The 20,307-nt window shown below is 33.4% G+C and carries 22 protein-coding genes; 19 read left to right on the top strand and 3 right to left on the bottom strand.

The annotated features are described in order from the left end of the window. The first annotated feature begins 57 nt into the window (after positions 1–57). The 6 genes from der (at position 58) to DFR54_RS00500 (ending at position 5,149) form a co-directional block, all read left to right on the top strand. The gene (gene der / locus DFR54_RS00525) at positions 58–1,368 is read left to right on the top strand and encodes a ribosome biogenesis GTPase Der (protein WP_114288453.1); all 1,311 of its coding nucleotides are present in this window, start codon (positions 58–60) and stop codon (positions 1,366–1,368) included. A 236-nt stretch (positions 1,369–1,604) separates the two neighbouring features. After that, complete coding sequence (locus DFR54_RS00520; RefSeq protein WP_086343077.1) at positions 1,605–1,880, top strand: HU family DNA-binding protein; 276 nt, start codon at positions 1,605–1,607, stop codon at positions 1,878–1,880. Between the two features lie 93 nt (positions 1,881–1,973). Then, positions 1,974–2,216, top strand: coding sequence for a GlsB/YeaQ/YmgE family stress response membrane protein (locus DFR54_RS00515; RefSeq protein ID WP_086343078.1), 243 nt, complete (start codon positions 1,974–1,976; stop codon positions 2,214–2,216). A 68-nt stretch (positions 2,217–2,284) separates the two neighbouring features. Continuing rightward, positions 2,285–3,343: a hypothetical protein gene (locus DFR54_RS00510; RefSeq protein WP_114288452.1), complete on the top strand. Its 1,059-nt coding sequence runs from the start codon at positions 2,285–2,287 to the stop codon at positions 3,341–3,343. A 2-nt stretch (positions 3,344–3,345) separates the two neighbouring features. Continuing rightward, the gene (locus tag DFR54_RS00505; RefSeq protein WP_114288451.1) at positions 3,346–4,599 is read left to right on the top strand and encodes a tetratricopeptide repeat protein; all 1,254 of its coding nucleotides are present in this window, start codon (positions 3,346–3,348) and stop codon (positions 4,597–4,599) included. Between the two features lie 4 nt (positions 4,600–4,603). Continuing rightward, positions 4,604–5,149: a YpiB family protein gene (locus DFR54_RS00500; protein ID WP_170126893.1), complete on the top strand. Its 546-nt coding sequence runs from the start codon at positions 4,604–4,606 to the stop codon at positions 5,147–5,149. 17 nt (positions 5,150–5,166) lie between these two features. Here the strand turns inward: DFR54_RS00500 and DFR54_RS00495 are convergent, their stop codons facing one another. Together DFR54_RS00495 and DFR54_RS00490 are read right to left on the bottom strand one after the other, a co-directional pair. After that, positions 5,167–6,165, bottom strand: a complete 999-nt coding sequence (locus DFR54_RS00495) for a D-2-hydroxyacid dehydrogenase (RefSeq protein ID WP_227258547.1) — start codon at positions 6,163–6,165, stop codon at positions 5,167–5,169. A gap of 99 nt (positions 6,166–6,264) precedes the next feature. Next, a complete protein-coding gene (locus DFR54_RS00490) occupies positions 6,265–7,164 on the bottom strand; it encodes a LysR family transcriptional regulator (protein WP_114288449.1) in 900 nt (299 codons plus the stop codon). 193 nt (positions 7,165–7,357) lie between these two features. Here DFR54_RS00490 and lpdA point away from each other — a divergent pair, with 193 nt between their 5' ends. From lpdA to DFR54_RS00450, 8 genes are read left to right on the top strand one after another with little or no spacing between them, the layout of a single operon-like run. Then, positions 7,358–8,764: a dihydrolipoyl dehydrogenase gene (lpdA, locus tag DFR54_RS00485; RefSeq protein ID WP_114288448.1), complete on the top strand. Its 1,407-nt coding sequence runs from the start codon at positions 7,358–7,360 to the stop codon at positions 8,762–8,764. A 27-nt stretch (positions 8,765–8,791) separates the two neighbouring features. Further along, the gene (locus tag DFR54_RS00480; RefSeq protein WP_114288447.1) at positions 8,792–9,835 is read left to right on the top strand and encodes a PTS sugar transporter subunit IIC; all 1,044 of its coding nucleotides are present in this window, start codon (positions 8,792–8,794) and stop codon (positions 9,833–9,835) included. Positions 9,836–9,853: 18 nt separating this feature from the next. Continuing rightward, positions 9,854–10,957 carry a thiamine pyrophosphate-dependent dehydrogenase E1 component subunit alpha gene (locus DFR54_RS00475; RefSeq protein ID WP_086343085.1) on the top strand — a complete coding sequence of 368 codons (1,104 nt, stop codon included), beginning with the start codon at positions 9,854–9,856 and terminating at the stop codon, positions 10,955–10,957. 2 nt (positions 10,958–10,959) lie between these two features. Next, the gene (locus DFR54_RS00470; protein WP_086343086.1) at positions 10,960–11,937 is read left to right on the top strand and encodes an alpha-ketoacid dehydrogenase subunit beta; all 978 of its coding nucleotides are present in this window, start codon (positions 10,960–10,962) and stop codon (positions 11,935–11,937) included. An 18-nt stretch (positions 11,938–11,955) separates the two neighbouring features. After that, positions 11,956–13,542 carry a 2-oxo acid dehydrogenase subunit E2 gene (locus DFR54_RS00465; RefSeq protein WP_114288446.1) on the top strand — a complete coding sequence of 529 codons (1,587 nt, stop codon included), beginning with the start codon at positions 11,956–11,958 and terminating at the stop codon, positions 13,540–13,542. Between the two features lie 17 nt (positions 13,543–13,559). Next, on the top strand, positions 13,560–14,471 hold the full coding sequence (locus DFR54_RS00460; RefSeq protein WP_114288445.1) for a phosphate acyltransferase: 912 nt from the start codon (positions 13,560–13,562) through the stop codon (positions 14,469–14,471). Positions 14,472–14,483: 12 nt separating this feature from the next. Then, a complete protein-coding gene (buk, locus tag DFR54_RS00455; RefSeq protein ID WP_114288444.1) occupies positions 14,484–15,545 on the top strand; it encodes a butyrate kinase in 1,062 nt (353 codons plus the stop codon). A 38-nt stretch (positions 15,546–15,583) separates the two neighbouring features. Further along, on the top strand, positions 15,584–15,886 hold the full coding sequence (locus DFR54_RS00450) for a hypothetical protein (RefSeq protein WP_114288443.1): 303 nt from the start codon (positions 15,584–15,586) through the stop codon (positions 15,884–15,886). A 46-nt stretch (positions 15,887–15,932) separates the two neighbouring features. On the opposite strand, the gene DFR54_RS00445 is transcribed toward DFR54_RS00450, so the two are convergent. Next, a complete protein-coding gene (locus DFR54_RS00445) occupies positions 15,933–16,823 on the bottom strand; it encodes a YitT family protein (protein WP_114288442.1) in 891 nt (296 codons plus the stop codon). A 122-nt stretch (positions 16,824–16,945) separates the two neighbouring features. Here DFR54_RS00445 and DFR54_RS00440 point away from each other — a divergent pair, with 122 nt between their 5' ends. From DFR54_RS00440 to DFR54_RS00420, 5 genes are all read left to right on the top strand, one after another. After that, a complete protein-coding gene (locus tag DFR54_RS00440; protein ID WP_249033350.1) occupies positions 16,946–17,293 on the top strand; it encodes a MazG nucleotide pyrophosphohydrolase domain-containing protein in 348 nt (115 codons plus the stop codon). After that, a complete protein-coding gene (gene dapB / locus DFR54_RS00435) occupies positions 17,286–18,077 on the top strand; it encodes a 4-hydroxy-tetrahydrodipicolinate reductase (RefSeq protein ID WP_114288441.1) in 792 nt (263 codons plus the stop codon). The genes DFR54_RS00440 and dapB overlap by 8 nt, the downstream gene beginning before the upstream one ends. Continuing rightward, positions 18,074–19,285 carry a CCA tRNA nucleotidyltransferase gene (locus DFR54_RS00430; RefSeq protein WP_114288440.1) on the top strand — a complete coding sequence of 404 codons (1,212 nt, stop codon included), beginning with the start codon at positions 18,074–18,076 and terminating at the stop codon, positions 19,283–19,285. Before dapB ends, DFR54_RS00430 begins: the two co-directional genes overlap by 4 nt. Beyond that, complete coding sequence (locus DFR54_RS00425) at positions 19,282–19,644, top strand: thioesterase family protein (protein WP_114288439.1); 363 nt, start codon at positions 19,282–19,284, stop codon at positions 19,642–19,644. Before DFR54_RS00430 ends, DFR54_RS00425 begins: the two co-directional genes overlap by 4 nt. 108 nt (positions 19,645–19,752) lie before the next feature. After that, positions 19,753–20,211 (top strand): hypothetical protein, encoded by a 459-nt coding sequence (locus DFR54_RS00420; RefSeq protein ID WP_086343095.1) that lies wholly within the window; start codon positions 19,753–19,755, stop codon positions 20,209–20,211. Positions 20,212–20,307: the final 96 nt, after the last annotated feature.

The raw sequence follows: 20,307 nt of genomic DNA, 5'->3' as shown, positions 1-20,307 counted from the left end.
GAGAATAGAGTATCGTATAAACTTTATAAGGATAAGAAAGTATAGGAGGTGGCCATAATGGCAAACCCGACATTAGCCATCGTTGGAAGACCCAACGTAGGAAAATCAACATTATTTAACCGTATCGCCGGTGAAAGAATCTCGATAGTCGAAGATATTCCAGGTGTTACAAGAGATCGTATTTATGCTCATGGTGAGTGGTTAGGTCGTGAATTCAGTATTATTGATACTGGTGGTATTGAAATGAGTGACGAACCATTTATGGATCAAATAAAACATCAAGCAGAAATTGCTATGGAAGAAGCAGATGTGATTATGCTTGTTGTAAGTGGTCGTGAAGGGATTACTGATGCTGATGAGTATGTATCAAAAATTCTTTATAAAAGTAATAAACCTGTTATTTTAGCAGTTAATAAAGTAGATAATCCAGAAATGAGAAATGACGTTTACGAATTTTATTCATTAGGGTTAGGAGATCCAATTCCTGTTTCAGGAAGTCATGGGCTTGGTTTAGGAGATGTCTTAGATAAAGCTTGTGAGCACTTTGCTAATGTACCAGATACAGAAGAAGATGATGTCATCCGTTTTAGTTTAATCGGAAGACCTAACGTAGGGAAATCTTCTCTAATTAATGCTATTTTAGGCGAAGACCGTGTGATTGTTTCTGATATTGCTGGAACAACACGTGACGCTATTGATACTTCTTTCGTGTCACCAGAAGGTCAAAAATTTGAGATGATTGATACTGCTGGTATGCGTAAAAAAGGTAAAGTTTACGAGAGTACTGAAAAATATAGTGTTATGAGATCTATGCGTGCTATTGATCGCTCAGATGTTGTTTTAGTTGTCTTAAACGCTGAAGAGGGAATCCGTGAGTATGATAAACGTATTGCTGGATTTGCTCATGAAGCGGGTAAAGGGATTATTTTAGTAGTTAATAAGTGGGATACCCTTGAAAAAGATAATCATACAATGAAAAATTTTGAAGAAGATATTCGTAGCGAATTTAGATACTTAGATTACGCACCAATTGCTTATGTTTCGGCAAAAACAAAACAACGTCTACATACATTACCAGAAATGATTGAAAGAGTTAGTCAAAATCAAACATTACGTATTCCATCATCTGTACTAAATGACGTTATTATGGATGCTGTAGCGATTAATCCAACGCCAACAGACAAAGGTAAACGATTGAAAATTTTCTACGCAACTCAAGTGGCAATCAAACCACCTACATTTGTAGTGTTTGTTAATGAAGAAGAGTTAATGCATTTTTCTTATTCAAGATTTTTAGAGAATCAAATTAGACGTGCTTTTGAGTTTGAGGGCACACCAATCCGCATAATAACAAGACGTCGTAAATAAAACGGGCATTCTAGCACAGTTAGTTTTGTTTTTCAATATTAAATGGTTCAAAAGAAAAAAAGTATATAAAAAACGCTAAAAGCATTGCTATCACTTGATTCTTATGTTATCTTTGTTTAAGAAATATTAATTTTAAATATTTCCAATTATCATTTTTGGACCACTCAAAAATGATCGCCTAAATATGATGTCAATTACAAACATCAAGATCCTTTTCGAGGAGGTGAAATACAAACATGGCTAACAAAGCAGAATTAATCGAAAAAGTTGCTGAAGCAACTGGCTTAACTAAAAAAGATGCGACTTCATCTGTTGATGCAGTATTTGCTTCAATTCAAGAATTTTTAGCTGAAGGCGAAAAAGTTCAATTAATCGGTTTTGGTAACTTCGAAGTACGTGAAAGAGCTGCCCGTAAAGGACGTAACCCACAAACTGGAGAAGAAATCCAAATCGCTGCAAGCAAAGTTCCTGCATTCAAACCAGGAAAAGCGCTTAAAGATGCAGTTAAATAAGAACCTTAGAACCCTTGTTTACAAGGGTTCTTTTTCTTATTAAATAATATTAGTAATTTTTAGAAATGTTATTAAATCATAGGAGGTTATAACATGAGTTGGATTTGGACTTTATTTGTAGGTGCTGTTATTGGTGCCATTGCTACTGGACTTGTTGATAAGAGAAATTCAAAAGGATGTATCTTTAATATCATTGCAGGCCTTCTTGGCTCTTCATTAGGCCATAAGTTATTTGGAGCCGATTGGGGTGGGCATTTAGCAGGTATGGCCCTAGTACCATCAGTTCTAGGTGCTGTTATAGTTGTTGCGATTGCATCTTTATTTACAAGACGTTAAAAGGCCTTTTGATGAGGTCTTTTTTTTTATTTCTATGATAAAATAGATGTGAGAGAAGGTGACTAAAAATGAAGAAAATAATGTCTAAAAAGAATCAAAGCTGTGAACTTATTTATTTAGAATCTCTAAATCGTTTAATCGCCCAAAATCATTTTTCTTATCTAGAAAAAAATAGTAGTATCCTTTTTATCAGTACCCAGAAATTTTATGAATATTATTATGAAAAATTTACGCGTGATTTAAAAGAAACTATTACATATCATTGGTATATTTGTCCTAATAATGATGGCATCAATTACACAAAAAGCTTTCAAAAAATATTACAGTATATAGAAGAGATGAAAATTCCAGAAAACACAGTTATTCTTGCAGCAGGAAATGATAAAATATTTCATTTAGCAGGACAAATAAAAAATAATTCGCCATTTATTTCGAATTTTACTTATGTACCAACTACCTTAAAAGGACTAATGACTTCTTTAAGTGGTATTAGTTATTTATTAAATGATAAATTAACCATAAGTATGGAACAGAAATCTTTGCCAGAAACTATTGTTTACGATACAATGTTGAATGAATTAGAAGATAATCAAACATGGTCAGAAGATTTTTTTGAGTTAATGAAATTTAGTTTAATGCTAGACAATGAGTTGTTTAAAACGATTGTTCCCTATATTTCTAAAGAAAAAGACGTTTTATGGTCACCGTTTTTAGACGCTATTATAGAAATGATAGAAGAAGCTGAGATTGAAACTAATTTTTATTTAACTAACCTATCTAAATCTTTTTATCAATTACATGAGTCTCATTATTTAACTGGGGAAGAAAAAGAAAATATTTCATTTCTAATTTTTCTGCTATGGTCACTAAAGAAAAATAGCCTTAGTTTTGATTTTGAAGCTTTTATTCATTGGCTAGTCAAATATGGAGGATTTCATTTAGAGTTACCTATACAAATGAATACTTATGATTTAGCTGAGTGTATGGTAAAAGAAATGAACCGTTTGACTCAAATGATAATAATTCAAGATATTGGGAAAGTTAGTTTATCTGAAATTCCTACACTTGAAGAAATGTATCATGTTGTTGAGAGTTATCGCACAATAAAAAGTAAATCGAGGGATTAAACATGTCAAATAGTAAACAAATGTTAGAAGCATTATCAAAAGGTGATTTAGTTGGAGCACAAGTTGCTTTTGAGAAAGCTCAAAAAGAAGATTTACCAGAAGAAATTTTCCAATTAGCAGATAATTTATTTCAATTAGGCTTTATGGAAGAAGCTCAAACATTATATGAAAAATTATTTACAGAGTTTCCTGAAGAAGAAACTCTAAAAATTTCTTTAGCAGAAATTGCAATTGAAAATGATGAACTGGACAAAGCTTTTGAATACTTAGAATCAATTGAGGAATCAAGTGATTTATACGCCCAGAGCTTAATTACTCAAGCTGATATTTATCAAGTTTTAAATATTCCAGAAGTTAGTGAGAGTAAACTAAAACAAGCCAAAAAAATCTTACCAAATGAGCCATTACTTGATTTATCTATTGCTGAACTTTACTTTTCAACAGAAAACTATCCAAAAGCTATTGAAGCTTATATGGAGCTACAAGATGCTTTTAAAGAGAATGAAGCACCAATTAGTTTAAATGAAAGAATTGGAGTTGCTTATTCAAGAATTGGAAATTTTGAAGAGGCTACTAGCTTTTTAGAAGAAGCGATTAAAGAAGAAGAAACAGTTGAAAGATTATTCCAGCTTGCTTTAACTTATTATCAACTAGAAGAAAATGAGCGAGGAATCGAATTATTAAATCAAGTCAGATTGATGGATAGTGATTTTATTCAAGTCTATTATCCTTTAGCTCAGATCCTTTACGATGAGGGACGCCATGAGGAAGTTATTGAGGTTATAGAAGAAGGTTTAATGCAAAACCCATATGAAACATCACTTTATCATTTAGCATCTGAAACTGCCTACCAATTAGGTAATAAAGAACAAGCTAAAGAATACCTTGAAGAAGTTATTTCTTTAGAAGCAGATGGTGATATCTCTAAAATTAGATTATCAGAATTACTTTTAAAAGAAGATGATTTTGAAGAAGTTGTAAAACTAATGCAAACTCTAGATACTGAGGACCAACCACTTGCTGATTGGATGTTAGCTCAAGCTTATAATGGCTTAGAAGAATTTGAAAAAGCTAATGAGTACTATGAAAAAGTAAAAGATGTTCTTAAAGACGAAGCTGATTTTGTTAAAGATTATGGTTTATTCTTAAGAGAAGAAGGTAAAGTAGAAGAAGCTAATACTTGGTTAGCTCATTATTTAACGCTTGTACCAGGAGATATAGAAGTTGCTTCTTTAATTGATAACGAAGGGTGGTAATCCTGTGATTGATTTATCAGATAAGAAAAATTTTTTAAGTTGGTTATCTCAAGCCGTGCCTTTAAAACAGCGTGAGTCATATTGGATAATTAATTACTTAATTAACCACGAGGCTATTTTAAATCGTGTGTCTTTTGTTCATGGAGCGCTACATACACCTAGAGGGATTTTGATTATAGATCAAACTATTTCTGGTGTTGGCCTTGAAATGGTAAATTACGAAGAAAAAATATTTGATGCAGAAGCAATTTTTTATGAAATTAGAAAAAATCGTAAGGAAAAACTTTATCTAGAAGTTCAATTTGATCAAATGCATTTATCAGAACGTTATCAATTAATCCTAGAGGAAAATGAATATTTACCCATGGATGAGGAAGAACAATTAATCTTTTTTAATGAACTAGATAAATTTTTTGAAGAAGAATCAACAAAAACAAAACTAAATCAGTTAGAAGAAGCTATTGATTTAGCTCTAGAGAAAAATGACCAAAAATCTTTTTCAAAACTAACAGCAGAATATCTTAAATTAAAACAGGTTATCTCCTCATAATGGAGATAACCTGTTTTTTATGGGTTAACAATAGTTGGCGCAGTACCTGTTGTTAGAACAGAAAGACAGGCATCTAAAGCACCAAACACAAGATTTTCAACTGATGTTTCAGTATAAAAAGCAATGTGAGGTGTATATAAAACATCTACTCTATTGATTAATTCTAGTAAAATTTTATCTTCAATTTCTTTATCAGACCAGTCTTTAGTAACATAAGGCATTTCATTTTCATAAGTATCAAGAGCACAAGCAGATAATTGACCTGAATCAAGTGCTTTAATTAAAGCCTCAGTGTCTAAGATACCACCACGAGCCGCATTGATTAAGATGGAACCTGGTTTCATTTTTGCAAAAGTGTCATCGTTAAATAAATGGTGATTTTCTTTGGTTAAAGGCATATGGATACTAATTAAATCTGATTGAGTTAAAAACTGATCGAAATTATCAACGTAATCTAAAATATTTTCAGCTTCTGGACTCTTAAAAACATCAAAGCCGATTATTTTTGCTCCAAATCCTTTAAAAATTTCCGCAGTAACTCTTCCAATACGACCAGTTCCAAGAATACCAATGGTCAAAGAACGAACTTCTTTTGAAATAATTTCTTTATTCCAAGAAAAATTGTGATTCTTAACTCTTTTTTGAATTTCTTGTGTGTGTCTGAGGCAGTTTAAAGCACTAGAAACTGCAAATTCAGCTACGGAATTAGGAGAATAAGCAGGAACATTAGTAACAAAAATATTATTTTCACTAGCTGCTTCTAAATCGTACATATCAACACCTGCAGAGCGTTGTGCAATTTGCTTAAAACCATCCTTTTTAAGTCTAGCATACATACTAGTTGGAATTCCCATTGTTTGTTGCAAACTTATTCCATCAAACCCTTCTAATAAATGATAGGTGTCTTCATTTAATATTTCATCAGTAATTGTTAGGTCAATGTTATTTTTTTTGGCCCACTCTTCAGAGAAAGCTCTCTCATCTTCTCTAGCACCCATCATTATAATTTTAGTCATCTGAATCTTCTCCTTTTATTAGTTATTTTTAACAATTTAAGTATAGGAGAAAGATAAGAATTTCACTAATCGATAAAATCTATGGGACTATAGATTTCATTAATCCACTTTAATTTCTTGGTTTGTTAGAAATTCTAAACATAGTGCAGCAGCAGGAGAGAGAGGTTTATTTTTTTTGTGGACAAGAACGATATCAAAAGGTTTAATCTTATCCACTAAAGGCACCCAAACAAGAGGTTTATCGGTGTTTACTTCTTTTAACTGAATCGGCATAATGGCAACTAAATTGTTTTTAATCACATGATTTATTAAGACTTCATGGCTATTACTCATAAAATCAATATCAGGTCTAAAGCCGAACTCACGTGCTTTATTTTTTAATACATGCCATAAAACATAATCTTTACTCATAGAACCAAATCTTTCCATTCGTAAGTCCTTGATACTTAAGGATTTTTCGTTAGCTAAAGGATGATCTTCTCGCATTAATACATAGGCATGGTATTTAAAAGTGTGAAGTGTATGACGCTCTATTTCAAGATCTGATTCCACTATAGGAAATGAAACAATCCCAATTTCTAATTCTTCATTAGCAACTTTCTTTTGAGTTTTTACGGAACCATTTTCTTCTATTGTGATAGAAAAATTCGGATAAACAGACATGAATTGTTGAATTAAAGGCATGTATACGGGAGAAATAACTGAATTTGAACCTATTGTTAATTCTTTTTTCCTTAAAATATGATCTTCTTCAATAGACTCAGTTAACTCATCTAATTCCTCAATAATCTTCTGAGCTTTTTCGAATAAAAGACTACCTGTAGTCGTTGGCATGACTTTATTTCCTACTTGATAAAGCAGTTTTGCTCCAAGTTCTTCTTGTAGTTTATTCATGTTCCAAGAAAGAGTTGGCTGTGTGACAAAAAGATTTTTGGCAGCATTAGAATAATTTTGTGCCTTTATAATTTCAATAAAATATCGTAGCTGTCTAAATTCCATTTTGAAATCCCCATTTCTAGATAAATTTTATTCAGCTATAGAATTTATCAATTTCAAATTTGTGAAATTTCATTCTATAATCTGTTTGTGTCAAAGGATGAAGCGTTTTCTTATAAGTGTCATTTAATTACAACGGCTTTATTATAACTTAGGGAAAGCGTTTTATAAAGAGTAAATGAAAGGGAGTGTCAAAATGGTTGTCGGAGATTTCGAATCTAGTTTAGGAACAGTAGTTGTTGGTTCAGGACCTGGAGGATATGTTGCGGCAATTAGAGCAGCTCAATTAGGACAAAAAGTTACCTTAATTGAGAGAGATAATATTGGAGGAACGTGTTTAAACGTTGGGTGCATCCCTTCAAAAGCTTTAATTCAAGCAAGTCATCATTACAATAGTGTTCTGAATTCGCCATTTGCTGGTATTAATTCAGAAAATGCAACATTAGATTTTACTGAAGTGCAAAACTGGAAAGACAATCACGTCGTTAAGAAATTAACGGAAGGGGTTAAGTTTTTACTTAAAAAGAACAAAGTCGATGTTCTTGAAGGTTCAGGTTATTTCATGGATGAAAATCGTATTCGTGTCATGAATGAATATGGTGGAGACACGTATCGTTTTGAAAACGTTATTATCGCAACAGGAAGTACACCAATCGAAATTCCTGGGTTTAAATTTAGAAAAAGAGTTTTAGATTCTACAGGAGTATTGAATTTAAAAGAAGTTCCTAAAAAGTTAGTTGTTATTGGTGGAGGTTATATTGGAAGTGAGTTAGCCGGTGTTTTCGCTAATTTAGGAACAGAAGTAACTATCTTAGAAGGTCAATCTTCTATTTTACCAAATTTCGATAAAAAATCAGTTTCCTTTGTTGAAAAATCATTCAAAAAATTAAATGTCACTATTGAAACAAATGCTTTAGCTAAAAAAGCTGAAAATGCCGAGGATAGTGTAACAGTTACTTATGAAGTTGATGGAAAAGAAAAAGAAATTATTTGCGATTATGTATTAGTTTCTGTTGGTCGTAAACCCAATACAAATGAATTAGGACTTGAGCGAGTGGGTATTAAAACTGATGAACGCGGTTTAATCGTTGTTGATGAACAATGCCGTACAACACTAGAGCATGTTTATGCCATAGGAGATATTATTCCAGGACTTGCTTTAGCACATAAAGCTAGTTATGAAGGAAAAGTAGCTGCTGAGGCGATTAGTGGTCATGATGTAGCAGTTGATTACAAAGCAATGCCAGCAGTTTGTTTTACTGATCCAGAATTAGCTGCCACTGGTTTAACAAAAGAGGAAGCAAAATCAAAAGGTTATGAGCCTAAAGTATCAGAATTTCCATTAGCTGGTAATGGTCGTGCTTTATCAATGAATAAAGCTGAAGGTTTAGTCCAAATTATAAGTGATAAAAATACGGGTGAGGTTTTAGGCGGTCAAATAGCAGGTGTTAACGCAAGTGATTTAATTTCAGAAATTACTCTTGCTATTGAAACAAGTGCAACAATTGAAGATCTATCATTAACAGTTCATCCACATCCAACAGTAAGTGAAACAATTATGGAAGCAGCAGAAGTTGGCTTAGGTTTACCAATACATATTTAAAATAATCAATATTAGGAGATTGAGATTATGTCAATAAACAGTATAAAACCAAAAGATTTTACAATGAACATTTTAAACGGTGTGGCATTAGGAGTTGTGGTTTCTTTAATTCCAGGAGCACTTTTAGGAGAATTATCAAAAGCCTTAGGTTGGTCATTTGCTTTGACAGCCACTGGAATTGCAGCAACTATGATGCCGATTGTCGTTGGGGTTGCTGTAGCGATTAACTTTAAATTTACGCCAATTCAAATTGGTGCTCTAGGTATGGCTTGTGTAGTTGGTTCTGGTGTTGCAAGAGTTAACCCAGATGGTGGATTTATTTTCCAAGGTTCTGGAGATGTCATTAACACAGGGATAACAGCTGCGATTGCTGCTCTAATTATTTTATTACTTGGTGAAAAATTAAAAGCATTTACAATTTTAGTTATTCCAACAATTGTAACAGTTGTTGGTGGTGGATTAGGCTTTCTAATCTTACCTTTTGTTAAAAACTTAACGGCTATGTTTGGTCAATTTATTGCAACGTTAACTGAGTTACAACCAATTCCAATGACAATTGCCATTGCAGTTATGTTTGCTATGATGATTGTTTCGCCAATTGCTACTGTTGGAATTGCTACGGCAATCTCTTTATCAGGTATTGCTTCAGGAGCAGCTAACTTAGGGATTTGTGCAGCTGGATTTGGACTTTGTATTGCTGGTTGGAAAGCTAATGCTATTCCTACATCATTAGCACATTTTATTGGTTCTCCCAAAATGCAAATGGCTAATGTAGTAAAAAAACCAAAAATTATGTTACCAGTTATTTGTAGTGCAGCTATTACAGGTTCATTAGCAGCATTTCTTGATTTACAAGGAACGCCGTTTAGTGCGGGGTTTGGTTTTAGTGGACTAATTGGACCGATTAACGCTTTAGCATTAAAAGCTGATGGTTGGACGGTTGGCAATATTATTACAACATTCATCGCTTTCTTAGTGGTACCAGTTTTTTTAGGATTTGCTTTTAATTATTTATTTAATGAAAAACTTGGTATTGCAAGTGCGGATGATTACAAATTAGATTTTAACTAAAGAGAGGAAGAAATAGATATGAGTAAACAAGATTTCAAATTATTTGATGACATGGTCAAAAAAAGTGAAGCAGCAATTCCCTTAGTTCAAATTTTAGATGAAAAAGGAAAATTAGTTAATAAAGGAATGAAAAGTTCATTAACAGATGAAGAATTAGTTGAATTAATGAAAGTTTTAGTATGGGGGAGAACAACTAATGAACGTCTTATTTTAGCAGGACGTCAAGGACGTATTGGTAACTTACCTCCATCTGAAGGACAAGAAGCTTCACAATTAGCAACACTTTTTGCAATGAAAAAAGAAGATTTTGTTTTACCAACATACCGTGACATGATTCCTTTAGTTCATCATGGTATGCCAATGAAAAATGCTGTTCTTTGGTACCGAGGACATATGGCAGCAAATATTTATCCAGAAGGCGTACACGGTTTACCACCTCAAACTATTATTGGTTCTCAAATCATTCAAGCAGCTGGACTTGGCTATGCTTATCGTCGTGATGAAAAAGATCAAGTGTCATTTACATATATTGGAGATGGTGGTTCATCACAAGGAGATTTCTACGAAGGAATTAACTTTGCAGGTGTTTTCAACTCTCAAACAGTCTTTATTGTTCAAAATAACAAATACGGTATTTCAGTTCCTCGTGAATTACAAAGTAAAGCTGGCACATTAGCTCAAAAAGCTGCAGCAGCTGGAATTCCTGGTATACAAGTTGATGGAATGGACCCACTTGCTTTATACGAAGCAGCTAAGATGGCTCGTGAATACACAATGGCAGGTAATGGGCCCGTTGTAATTGAAACATTATGTTACCGTTTTGGAGCTCACACTCTATCGGATGACCCAACAAGATACCGTTCTCAAGAAGAAGTTGATGGTTGGTTAGCAAAAGACTTCTTAATCCGTATGCGTACTTACTTAGGTGAAAAAGGTCTTTGGAATGAAGATATGGAACAAGATGTAATTGATGCAACGACAAAAGAAGTAAACGAAGCTCTAGATTTAGCGGATAAAGAACCTAAAATGAAAGTTTCGCAGTTACTGAAAAATGTTTACGAAGTACCAACACCTCGTATTCAAAAAGAAATCAAAATGTATGAAGCTAAGGAGGAAAACTAAAGATGGCAGTTAAAAATATGGTACAGGCTATTAATGAAGCCTTAACTCAAGAAATGAAACGTGATGAAAGAATCTTAGTTTTTGGAGAAGACGTAGGAACAAACGGAGGCGTTTTCCGTGTAACTGATGGTATGCGCGCTGAATTAGGCGAAGACCGCGTTTTTGATACGCCTTTAGCGGAATCAGGCATTATGGGAATGGCTATGGGAATGGCTATGGGTGGATTCCGTCCAGTACCTGAAATCCAATTCTCTGGTTTTACAATGGAAGCAATTGATGGTTTATTAGGTCAATTATCTCGTCACCGTTACCGTATGGCAGGACGCGAAGGTGTTCCTGTAACAGTTCGTTCAACATTTGGTGGAGGAGTAGGAACTCCTGAGCTTCACTCTGATAACTTAGAAGGATTATTTGCTCAATCACCTGGTTTACGTATCGTTATTCCAAGTGGCCCATATGATGCAAAAGGACTTTTAACAGCATCAATCAGAAACAATGACCCAGTTTACTTCTTAGAGCATTTAAAATTATACCGCTCAATTACAGAAGAAGTGCCTGAAGAGTTATATGAAATTCCTTTAGATAAAGCTCATGTTATTCAAGAAGGAACAGATATCACAATTGTTACTTATGGAGCAATGGTTCATGAATCTAAAAAAGCAATTGAAAAATTACAAAAGGACGGTATTTCAGTAGAATTAATCGACCTTAGAACAGTAGCACCATTTGATATTGACACTATTTTAGACTCAGTTAAGAAAACAGGACGTGTTGTTGTGGTTCAAGAAGCACAACGTTTAACTGGTATTGGGAACCACATTATGGCTGAAATTGCTGAAGGTGCTATGTATGATCTTGAAGCTGCAGTTGGTCGTGTGGCAGCTCCGGATAGTCACTTCCCATTTGGTCAAGCAGAATCAATCTGGTTACCAAACGCTTCAATTATTGAAGAACAAGTAAGAAAAACATTAGCTGAATAATAAATAGGAGGAGTACTCATGGCTTATATTTTTAAATTACCTGATGTAGGTGAAGGATTAGTCGAAGCTGACATTATCCAATGGTTAGTAAAAGAAGGCGACGTTGTAAAAGCAGACGACGCTTTAGTAGAAATTCAAAATGATAAATCATCAATGGAAATTCCATCACCAGTTTCTGGTGTTGTAACGAAGATTTTAGTACCAGTTGGGGTTGCTAAAGTTGATGAAGCGATTATTGAAATCGAAACAGGTGAAGCAACTACTGAAGAAGCAGCTCCTGTTGCTCAAGAAGTAGTAGAAACAAAAGCTCCAAGTACAGGTAACTATGTATTTGAATTACCTGACGTAGGTGAGGGCTTAGTTGAAGCTGAAATTATCCAATGGTTAGTCAAAGAAGGAGATGTTATTAAAGCAGATGACGCTTTAGTAGAAATCCAAAATGATAAATCATCAATGGAAATTCCATCTCCAGTTTCTGGAATAGTTGTTAAAATTTTAGTTCCTGAAGGGATTGCTAAAGTTGACGAAGGGATCATTGAAATCAACACAGGTGAAAGTGGACCAAGTAATCAAGTAACAACTCCAGTTCAAGAAGCACCTAAAGCTGCAAAAGAAGTAGTATCAACAGGTGTTGCAACTGGTAAACCATCTGCAAAAGTGCGTGCTTTACCATCAGTTAGACGTTATGCAAGACAACAACAAGTTGATTTGTCTCAAGTAACACCAACTGGTCCAAATGGCAAAATTTTAAAAGTAGATGTGGATACATTCTTAAATGGTGGTGGAGCAGCAGTTGTTACTGAAACAGTAGCAACACCTACAACAACACCAGCGACTGAAGCACCAGTAGCAGCAAAAGCTGCAAGTAAACCAGCTCCAGTATTAGCAAACAACGAAGATTGGGTTGAAAAAATGACACCAACTCGTCGTGCTATTGCTAAAGCAATGGTCACTAGCCGTACTGAAATTCCTCATGTAACAGTATTTGATAAATTACGTACAGAAAAATTAATGGAACACCGTAATACTTATAAAGAAATTGCTAAAGAAGAAAATGTTAGGTTAACTTTCCTACCTTATGTTGTGAAAGCAATGGTAGCAATGTTAAAAGCATATCCATCTTTAAACGCATCAGTGAATATGGAAAAATCAGAAATTATTCACCGTGGAAATATCAATATTGGAATTGCTACAAATACAGATCATGGTTTATTTGTACCAGTTATAAAAAATGCTGATCGTAAGAGTGTCTTTGAAATTGCAGAAGAAATCGATACGTTAGCTAAAAAAGCAATGGCTAATGAGTTAACAAGAGAAGATATGAGTGGTTCATCAGCAACTATTACTAATATCGGTGGAATGCCTGAAGCAGGAGGTGTATGGTCAACACCAATTATTAACTACCCTGAATCAATGATTATGGGAATCTCTCGTATTGCTGATGAGGTAGTCGTTAATGAAGAACGTGAAATGGAAGTTGCTTCAATTATGCGTTTATCATTTGCTTTTGACCATCGTTTAGTTGATGGAGTTGAAGCTCAAAGTGCTTTAGCAGCCTTCAAGAAAGCTTTAGGCGATCCAAACTTAATGTTACTTAAAAATTAATTAATGGAGGTGTACTTATGATTTTAGAATCATTTGATGCATTAAAAAAACAACTCTCAAGTACAGATAGTACACCTAAGCGAGTTGTTGTAGCAGCAGCAACAGACGAACACACTCTATCTGCTGTTATAGCTTTACACAATGAAGGCCTTTTAATTCCTGTTCTTGTGGGAGAAAAAAACTTAATTGTAGAGCTACTTGAGAAAATGAATGTTTCAGAAAGTATTATTACTTCTTTAAACATTATAGATGTAGACGGAGACACAGAAATTGCTGAAAAAGCAGTTTCTGTAATTCGTGATGGTTTAGGAGATGTTCTGATGAAAGGACATATTCAAACAAGAGATTTACTGAAAGCTGTTGTTAATAAAGAAACAGGTATCCGTGAATCAAAAACTCTATCACACGTAGCAATTAATGAAATCCCTTATTACCATAAGTTACTTTTTTTAACAGATGGAGGGATGATGTTAACGCCTGATGTAGATACAAAAGAAGATATTTTATTAAATGCTTTAGAATTAACTAAAAAATTAGGTTACGTTCATACAAATGTAGCAATCCTTGATGCAAGCGAAAATGTGAATCCAAAGCTTCAAGCATCTACAGATGCAGTTATTTTAAAAGACCGTTTTGAAAAAAATGATTTTGGAGATGTCACAGTAGAAGGTCCGATTTCATTAGATTTATCTTTAAGTAAAGAAATTGCTAAAGAAAAAGATTACGTGAGTCCTGTTGCTGGTGAAGCTGATATTTTACTTGTTCCTGATATAGTTGCTGGAAACCTTTTAGGTAAAAGTATGGTGACTTTTGGAAAAGGTAAAATGGCTGGCCTTGTTTTAGGTGCTAAAGTACCAATTATTATTACCTCAAGAGGCTCAACTACTGAAGAAAAAATGAATTCATTAATGATTGCTTGTGCAATGTAAGGAGGTCTTCTTTTGAAGAAAGTATTAGTTATAAATCCAGGTTCTACCTCAACAAAAGTAGCTTATTACGAGGATAAAGAAGAACGCTTAAATAAAAATGTCTTTCATGAAACAAGTGAATTATCAAAGTTTGCTACAATTGCTGATCAATATGATTATCGTTTGAACTTAATTCAATCCTTTTTAGATGAAGAAGGAATTGATTATACACAAATTGATGCTGCAGTTGGTCGTGGTGGTGCCCTACCACCAGTCGATGCTGGTGCATACATGGTTAATGAGCAAATGATTGATTGGTTAGTGAATAAAACCAAAACACATCATGCCTCAAACTTAGGAGCTATGTTAGCAAATGGTTTCAAACAAACAAGTTCTAAAGATTGTATTGCTATGATTTATGATCCTATCACAGTGGATCAATTTCATGAATTATCACGTGTATCAGGTTTAAAAGGTGTTAAAAGGACAAGTATTGGTCATGCGTTAAATATGCGCGCTATCGCTTTGAAAACAGCAGAAGATATTCAAAAACCATATGAAGAAGCTAATATTATTGTTGCTCACTTGGGAAGTGGTTCAACAATTAGCGCCCATGAGAACGGTCGGATGGTGGATTACTCTCTTGATGATGAAGGGCCATTCTCTGTTGAAAGAACTGGCAGCTTAAGTCTAAAAGAATTTATTCCTTTTTGCTATGAGATGACCAAAGAAGAAATTACTGCTTGGACAAGAAAAGAAGGTGGTATGATTTCTTACTTAGGGACTAATAGTGGAATTGAAGTCGAAAATCGTATTGAGCAAGGTGATGAAGAAGCACGTTTAATTTTTGAGGCAATGGCTTATCAAGTAGCTAAAGGTATTGGAGAGCTTGCTACTGTCTTAAAAGGAAATGTAGATGCCATTGTGATTACTGGTGGTTTAGCTTATTCAGATCGACTAGTTAATTGGATTAAAGATAGAGTCTCATTTATTGCTCCTGTTTCTAGTGTACCAGGAGAGTTTGAGATGGAAGCATTAAGAAACGGTGCTTTAAGAGTTCTCTCAGGTGAAGAAGCAGCAAATGAATTTAAATAATCATTAATAGTCAGTGGTCTCAAAGGAGTTGTTCTTGGATGCAAAATATTCTTGAATTTAATGATTATATTGTTGAAAGGTATGGTCATTTTTCCCAAGTCAATTTAAAAATTGAGGTGCCAGAAATTAATTTTTCTACAAAAGCACCCGTTTCTTTCTTAAGTGACTACAGCGGAATGTCCTTGAGTGTGATGTGGCAAATAGCTGGTATTTCTAATTATTTAGAATTAGGCTTACTGGATTTGTATTACACAACTTGGGATAATATGACATTTAATAAAGATGAAAAAAATATTACCATTATAGATCCAAAGGGTATGAAAGTTGTTATGTACGGCTAAATACCTCCTCCTCTTACAATCGAAAAAAACAAAAAGCGCAAGTGAGTTAACTCTGCGCTTTTTGTTTTTTTAATTTTCTTTTTTTCATTACTTCATATGAGAAACCTTCACCTAAAACTTCATTAACTGTTAAAACAGAGATAAAGGATTGAAGGTCTTCTTCGTGGGCAATTTCTTTGATTCTATTTATTTCTGGGTGAGTAGCGACACAAAAGATAATATTTCTTTCGACACTAGAGTAAGCTCCCTCAGACTTTAAATAGGTTACACCACGCTCTAATTCTTCCATAATTTTATCAGCGATTATTTCATTTTTATCAGAAATAATTAAAATACCTTTTGCACTATAACTTGCTTCCTGAACAAAATCAACTACAATACTAAAAACAAAGACAGCAATCAAGGTATACATCATTTCTTTTAAAGATAAATAAGTTAGAGATAAAAGAAGAACCATAATATCAAGAATTAATAAGGAACGGCCAATAGTTAAACCGAAGTTTTTCTCAATGATTCTTGCAACAATATCAGTTCCTCCTGTAGTCCCACCAACTTTATAAATCAATCCACTTCCAATACCTCCAAAAAGACCGGCTAATAGAGCAGCAATTAATAAATCATGTTCAACTGAAATCGTAATATTCATCTGTTGCCAAAATAAAATATTAAAGGATAGGGAAAAGGTTCCAACTAAGGTATACATTAAAGCACGCATGCCAAATATTTTTAAACCAATTAAAATTAATGGAATATTTAACAATAAGGTACTGTAGGCAGGGTTTATTGAGAAAAGCTTATAGATAATTAAGGTGATACCAGTTACGCCGCCTTCTGCTAAGTTATTTGGCATGTTAAAGGTAACTAATCCGAAGCTATAAATACTAGTGCCTAAAAAGATAAATAAAATATCAAAAATCATTTGTTTGTTTTTTTTCATTCACTCACTTCCTCAGTTGTAATCTTATCATTTAGCCTTAAAAGGAACAAGGGTAGGAGTTGAAAAATGGCGTCATCTTCTATAATATAATAGAAAGAATAAACAAAAAAAGAGGGATAAATTTGGAGAAAGATTCAAGAAGTTTATCAGAGTTGCAAAAAGAGCTAGATAGTTATATTAACCAATTTAAAGTTGGGTATTTCTCTCCATTATCTCAAATGATTCAATTAAGTGAAGAAGTTGGCGAATTAGCAAGAGAAATTAATCACCAGTACGGTGAGAAAAGTAAAAAAAAATCAGAAAGTAAGGGTTCAATCCAAGAAGAGATGGGAGACGTTTTAATCACAACAATGATTATGGCTAATGCCCTAGATATAGATTTAGACGAAGTAATGGAAGAAAATATGAGGAAGTTTAGAGAACGAGATTTTTATCGTTTTGAACGAAAGGATGGAAAAACTAATGATTAAAATCGTGATTGCAGGTTTTAGAGGTAAAATGGGAACTGCTACAACTCAAATGGTTTTAGATGACTCTCGTTTTGAATTAGTTGGAGTGGTGTCTGTTAACTCAACTGTTACTAATATGAATGAATTAAAAGAGTATAGTGAGCTAGATGTGCCTATTTTTCAAACAAAAGAAGAGGTCATTAAGGCTGTAATTCCTGATGTTTGGATTGATTTTACAACGCCAGATTCTATTTATGAAACTCTTTTATTTTTAGTTGAACATGATATCCATCCTGTTATTGGGACGACAGGCCTTTCAAGTGAAGAAATCAAAAACCTAAGAAGACTTTCAAATGAAAAGTCTTTAGGAGGAATGATTGCGCCTAACTTTGCCATTGGTGCCGTTTTAATGACTCAATTTGCTATAAAAGCTGCTGAATATTTCCCTGATGTTGAAATCATGGAATTACATCATAACCAAAAATTAGATGCCCCAAGTGGTACAGCTCTTAATACGGCACAAGCTATTTCTAAGGTGAGAAAACCTAAAATTCAAGGGCATCCAGAGGAAAAAGAATTAATTGAGGGAGCTAGAGGTGCTGATTTTGAAGGAATGAAAATTCATAGTGTTCGCTTGCCAGGTTTGATTGCTCACCAACAAGTCCAATTTGGAAGCTTAGGAGAAGGTTTAACAATTAGACATGATAGTTATGATCGAACTTCTTTTATGGCTGGAGTAGCTTTATCCTGTGAAAAAGTAATGACACTAAATGAAATTGTTTATGGATTGGAATGCATATTATGAAACTAACAGATTTACCAGATGAATTTATTAAAGCGACACCTATTATTGAAAAAATTGAACAGGCAGGTTTTGAAGCTTATTTTGTAGGTGGAAGTGTCCGAGATATTATTTTAAATCAAAAAATTAATGATGTAGATATTGCTACAAGTGCGTTTCCAGAAGAAATTCAGCAAATTTTTCCTAAAACCATTGATGTGGGGATTGAGCATGGAACGGTTTTAGTTTTATTTCAAGATGAACAGTATGAAATTACGACCTTTAGAACGGAATCAACTTATCAAGACTACAGAAGGCCAGATGAAGTGACTTTTGTCCGTTCTTTAGAAGAAGATTTAAAACGTCGTGATTTTACAATGAATGCGTTGGCAATGGGAAAAAATGGTGAAATCATAGATTTATTTAATGGAATAGAAGCAATTAATAATAAGCAAATTGTTGCAGTAGGAAATCCTTCCGAAAGATTTCATGAAGATGCTCTCAGAATGATGCGTGGTCTTAGGTTTTCAAGTCAACTAAATTTTGAAATTGAAGAAAAAACAAAAGAAGCTATTAAAGAACATCATGCTTTATTAGGAAAAATTTCTGTTGAGCGTATTTATATTGAATTTATTAAATTATTAACTGCTAATTATCGTAATCAGGGGTTAAATACAATGATTGAAACAAGATGTTTTGAGTATTGTCCAGGATTACAAACAAAAGAAAAAGAATTAAAAGCTTTGACTTTAATTAGTAATCAATCTATTTTTGAAACAGAAGAATTAGCTTGGTTAATCCTAATGTATGTTTTAAATATTGATAATCCAAAAAGTTTCTTAAAAAAATGGAAGTCATCTAATAAATTAATGAGTCACATAGAGGCATGCTTAAACGAGTTAAGACATAGAGAAAAACATGAATGGGATATTTTAAGATTATACGAAAGTGGCCCAGAAGTTATTTCAGATGTAGAAAAGGCCCGTCTTTTATTAGGACTAGACTCAAATGAAGAAAGTAGTTTACAACAATATAATGAGTTACCAATAAAATCAATTGGTGATTTAGCAATAACTGGAAAAGATATTTTACAATCTTTAGATCAAAAACCTGGTCCTTGGCTTGGTAAATTATTAAAACAGATTGAAAAATCAGTTGTTCTAGGTAAAATCCCTAATACAAAAGAAGTTTTAATTCAGGCAGCATTAACTTTTAAGGAGGAAAATGAATGACAGAGTTAATTAAACACTATCACGTGACAGAAGAGCAATCAGCTAAAGCAGTTGGTTCTGGTTCTCTACTTGTATTAGCGACACCGAGTGCTATAGCTATGGTAGAAAATACATGTATGTTAATTAGTGAAGAACTAACAAAGGAAAGTGAAACAAGCGTTGGGACAGCCATAAATTTTAATCATTTAAAAGCTTCGTTAATAGGAGCCGAAATTAAAGTCGTTGCTCAATTAGTTGAAGAGAATGGACGAAAACTTGAATTTACTTTTGAAGTTTTTGATCAAGATAAGTTAATTGCTAATGGAAGTCATACAAGATTTATTGTAGAAATCGAAAAATTTTTATCTCACATTGAATAATCTTTTTTATTTGTGAAATATTTAATAAAGTTGTTTGTTTTTTTATTCGGGCATGCTATAATTAATTTGTAATTAAGAAGTAACTTAATAGGAAAGAGGAGATCATAGATGACAAGAGAAATGACAAGCTTCAAATTCTATTTTAGAAATGGTGAAACATGGACTATTAACCGCGAGTTTATCGGGGATTTATGGATTAGTAAAGTAACTACAAGTTACGGAAGAATTAATGGAAGTGACTTCCAAAAAATTCGCCCTTGTGAAGGATTAAAAATTGAAATTAATCAAGAAGCAGACCACGTGCAAACAGATGACATTAACTTAGGTGGTTTAGAGTTAGGGATGTTTGCTAGAGCGATTAAATATCAAGACATTGAAAAAATGGATATTAACTTTGATAATGGAACAAGTGATTTAATTTACTTCCCATATAAAGACAAAGCAACACCAGGTCAAGAAGGATTAGATAACGTTTATCAATCAAGTAAAATCTCAGCTGACAATAAACTATATATTGTCATTGATGATTCAAAAAATGTAACTGACGTATATGCAGACAAATTTTAAGACTAAAAAGACGAAAGGTTAAACCTTCGTCTTTTTTATTTGGCCTAAATCAGATGAACTTGTTTCATTTACACAAATTTGGTAGAATAATTAAGA

Origin of the sequence: Vagococcus fluvialis (genome assembly GCF_003337315.1) — a bacterium.
Classification (GTDB): Bacteria; Bacillota; Bacilli; order Lactobacillales; family Vagococcaceae; genus Vagococcus; species Vagococcus fluvialis.
This window is presented reverse-complemented; position numbering and strand designations above follow the sequence as displayed.

What these genes read in the sequence shown, in the direction of transcription:
- DFR54_RS00515 (WP_086343078.1), top strand. Translation starts at nt 1,974, where the DNA reads ATGAGTTGGATTTGGACTTTATTTGTAGGTGCTGTTATTGGTGCCATT.
- DFR54_RS00470 (WP_086343086.1), top strand. Translation starts at nt 10,960, where the DNA reads ATGGCAGTTAAAAATATGGTACAGGCTATTAATGAAGCCTTAACTCAA.
- lpdA (WP_114288448.1), top strand. Translation starts at nt 7,358, where the DNA reads ATGGTTGTCGGAGATTTCGAATCTAGTTTAGGAACAGTAGTTGTTGGT.
- DFR54_RS00520 (WP_086343077.1), top strand. Translation starts at nt 1,605, where the DNA reads ATGGCTAACAAAGCAGAATTAATCGAAAAAGTTGCTGAAGCAACTGGC.
- DFR54_RS00450 (WP_114288443.1), top strand. Translation starts at nt 15,584, where the DNA reads ATGCAAAATATTCTTGAATTTAATGATTATATTGTTGAAAGGTATGGT.
- DFR54_RS00460 (WP_114288445.1), top strand. Translation starts at nt 13,560, where the DNA reads ATGATTTTAGAATCATTTGATGCATTAAAAAAACAACTCTCAAGTACA.
- DFR54_RS00480 (WP_114288447.1), top strand. Translation starts at nt 8,792, where the DNA reads ATGTCAATAAACAGTATAAAACCAAAAGATTTTACAATGAACATTTTA.
- dapB (WP_114288441.1), top strand. Translation starts at nt 17,286, where the DNA reads ATGATTAAAATCGTGATTGCAGGTTTTAGAGGTAAAATGGGAACTGCT.
- DFR54_RS00465 (WP_114288446.1), top strand. Translation starts at nt 11,956, where the DNA reads ATGGCTTATATTTTTAAATTACCTGATGTAGGTGAAGGATTAGTCGAA.
- DFR54_RS00430 (WP_114288440.1), top strand. Translation starts at nt 18,074, where the DNA reads ATGAAACTAACAGATTTACCAGATGAATTTATTAAAGCGACACCTATT.
- DFR54_RS00505 (WP_114288451.1), top strand. Translation starts at nt 3,346, where the DNA reads ATGTCAAATAGTAAACAAATGTTAGAAGCATTATCAAAAGGTGATTTA.
- der (WP_114288453.1), top strand. Translation starts at nt 58, where the DNA reads ATGGCAAACCCGACATTAGCCATCGTTGGAAGACCCAACGTAGGAAAA.
- DFR54_RS00475 (WP_086343085.1), top strand. Translation starts at nt 9,854, where the DNA reads ATGAGTAAACAAGATTTCAAATTATTTGATGACATGGTCAAAAAAAGT.
- DFR54_RS00510 (WP_114288452.1), top strand. Translation starts at nt 2,285, where the DNA reads ATGAAGAAAATAATGTCTAAAAAGAATCAAAGCTGTGAACTTATTTAT.
- DFR54_RS00425 (WP_114288439.1), top strand. Translation starts at nt 19,282, where the DNA reads ATGACAGAGTTAATTAAACACTATCACGTGACAGAAGAGCAATCAGCT.
- DFR54_RS00490 (WP_114288449.1), bottom strand. Translation starts at nt 7,164, where the DNA reads ATGGAATTTAGACAGCTACGATATTTTATTGAAATTATAAAGGCACAA.
- DFR54_RS00495 (WP_227258547.1), bottom strand. Translation starts at nt 6,165, where the DNA reads ATGACTAAAATTATAATGATGGGTGCTAGAGAAGATGAGAGAGCTTTC.
- DFR54_RS00445 (WP_114288442.1), bottom strand. Translation starts at nt 16,823, where the DNA reads ATGAAAAAAAACAAACAAATGATTTTTGATATTTTATTTATCTTTTTA.
- DFR54_RS00420 (WP_086343095.1), top strand. Translation starts at nt 19,753, where the DNA reads ATGACAAGAGAAATGACAAGCTTCAAATTCTATTTTAGAAATGGTGAA.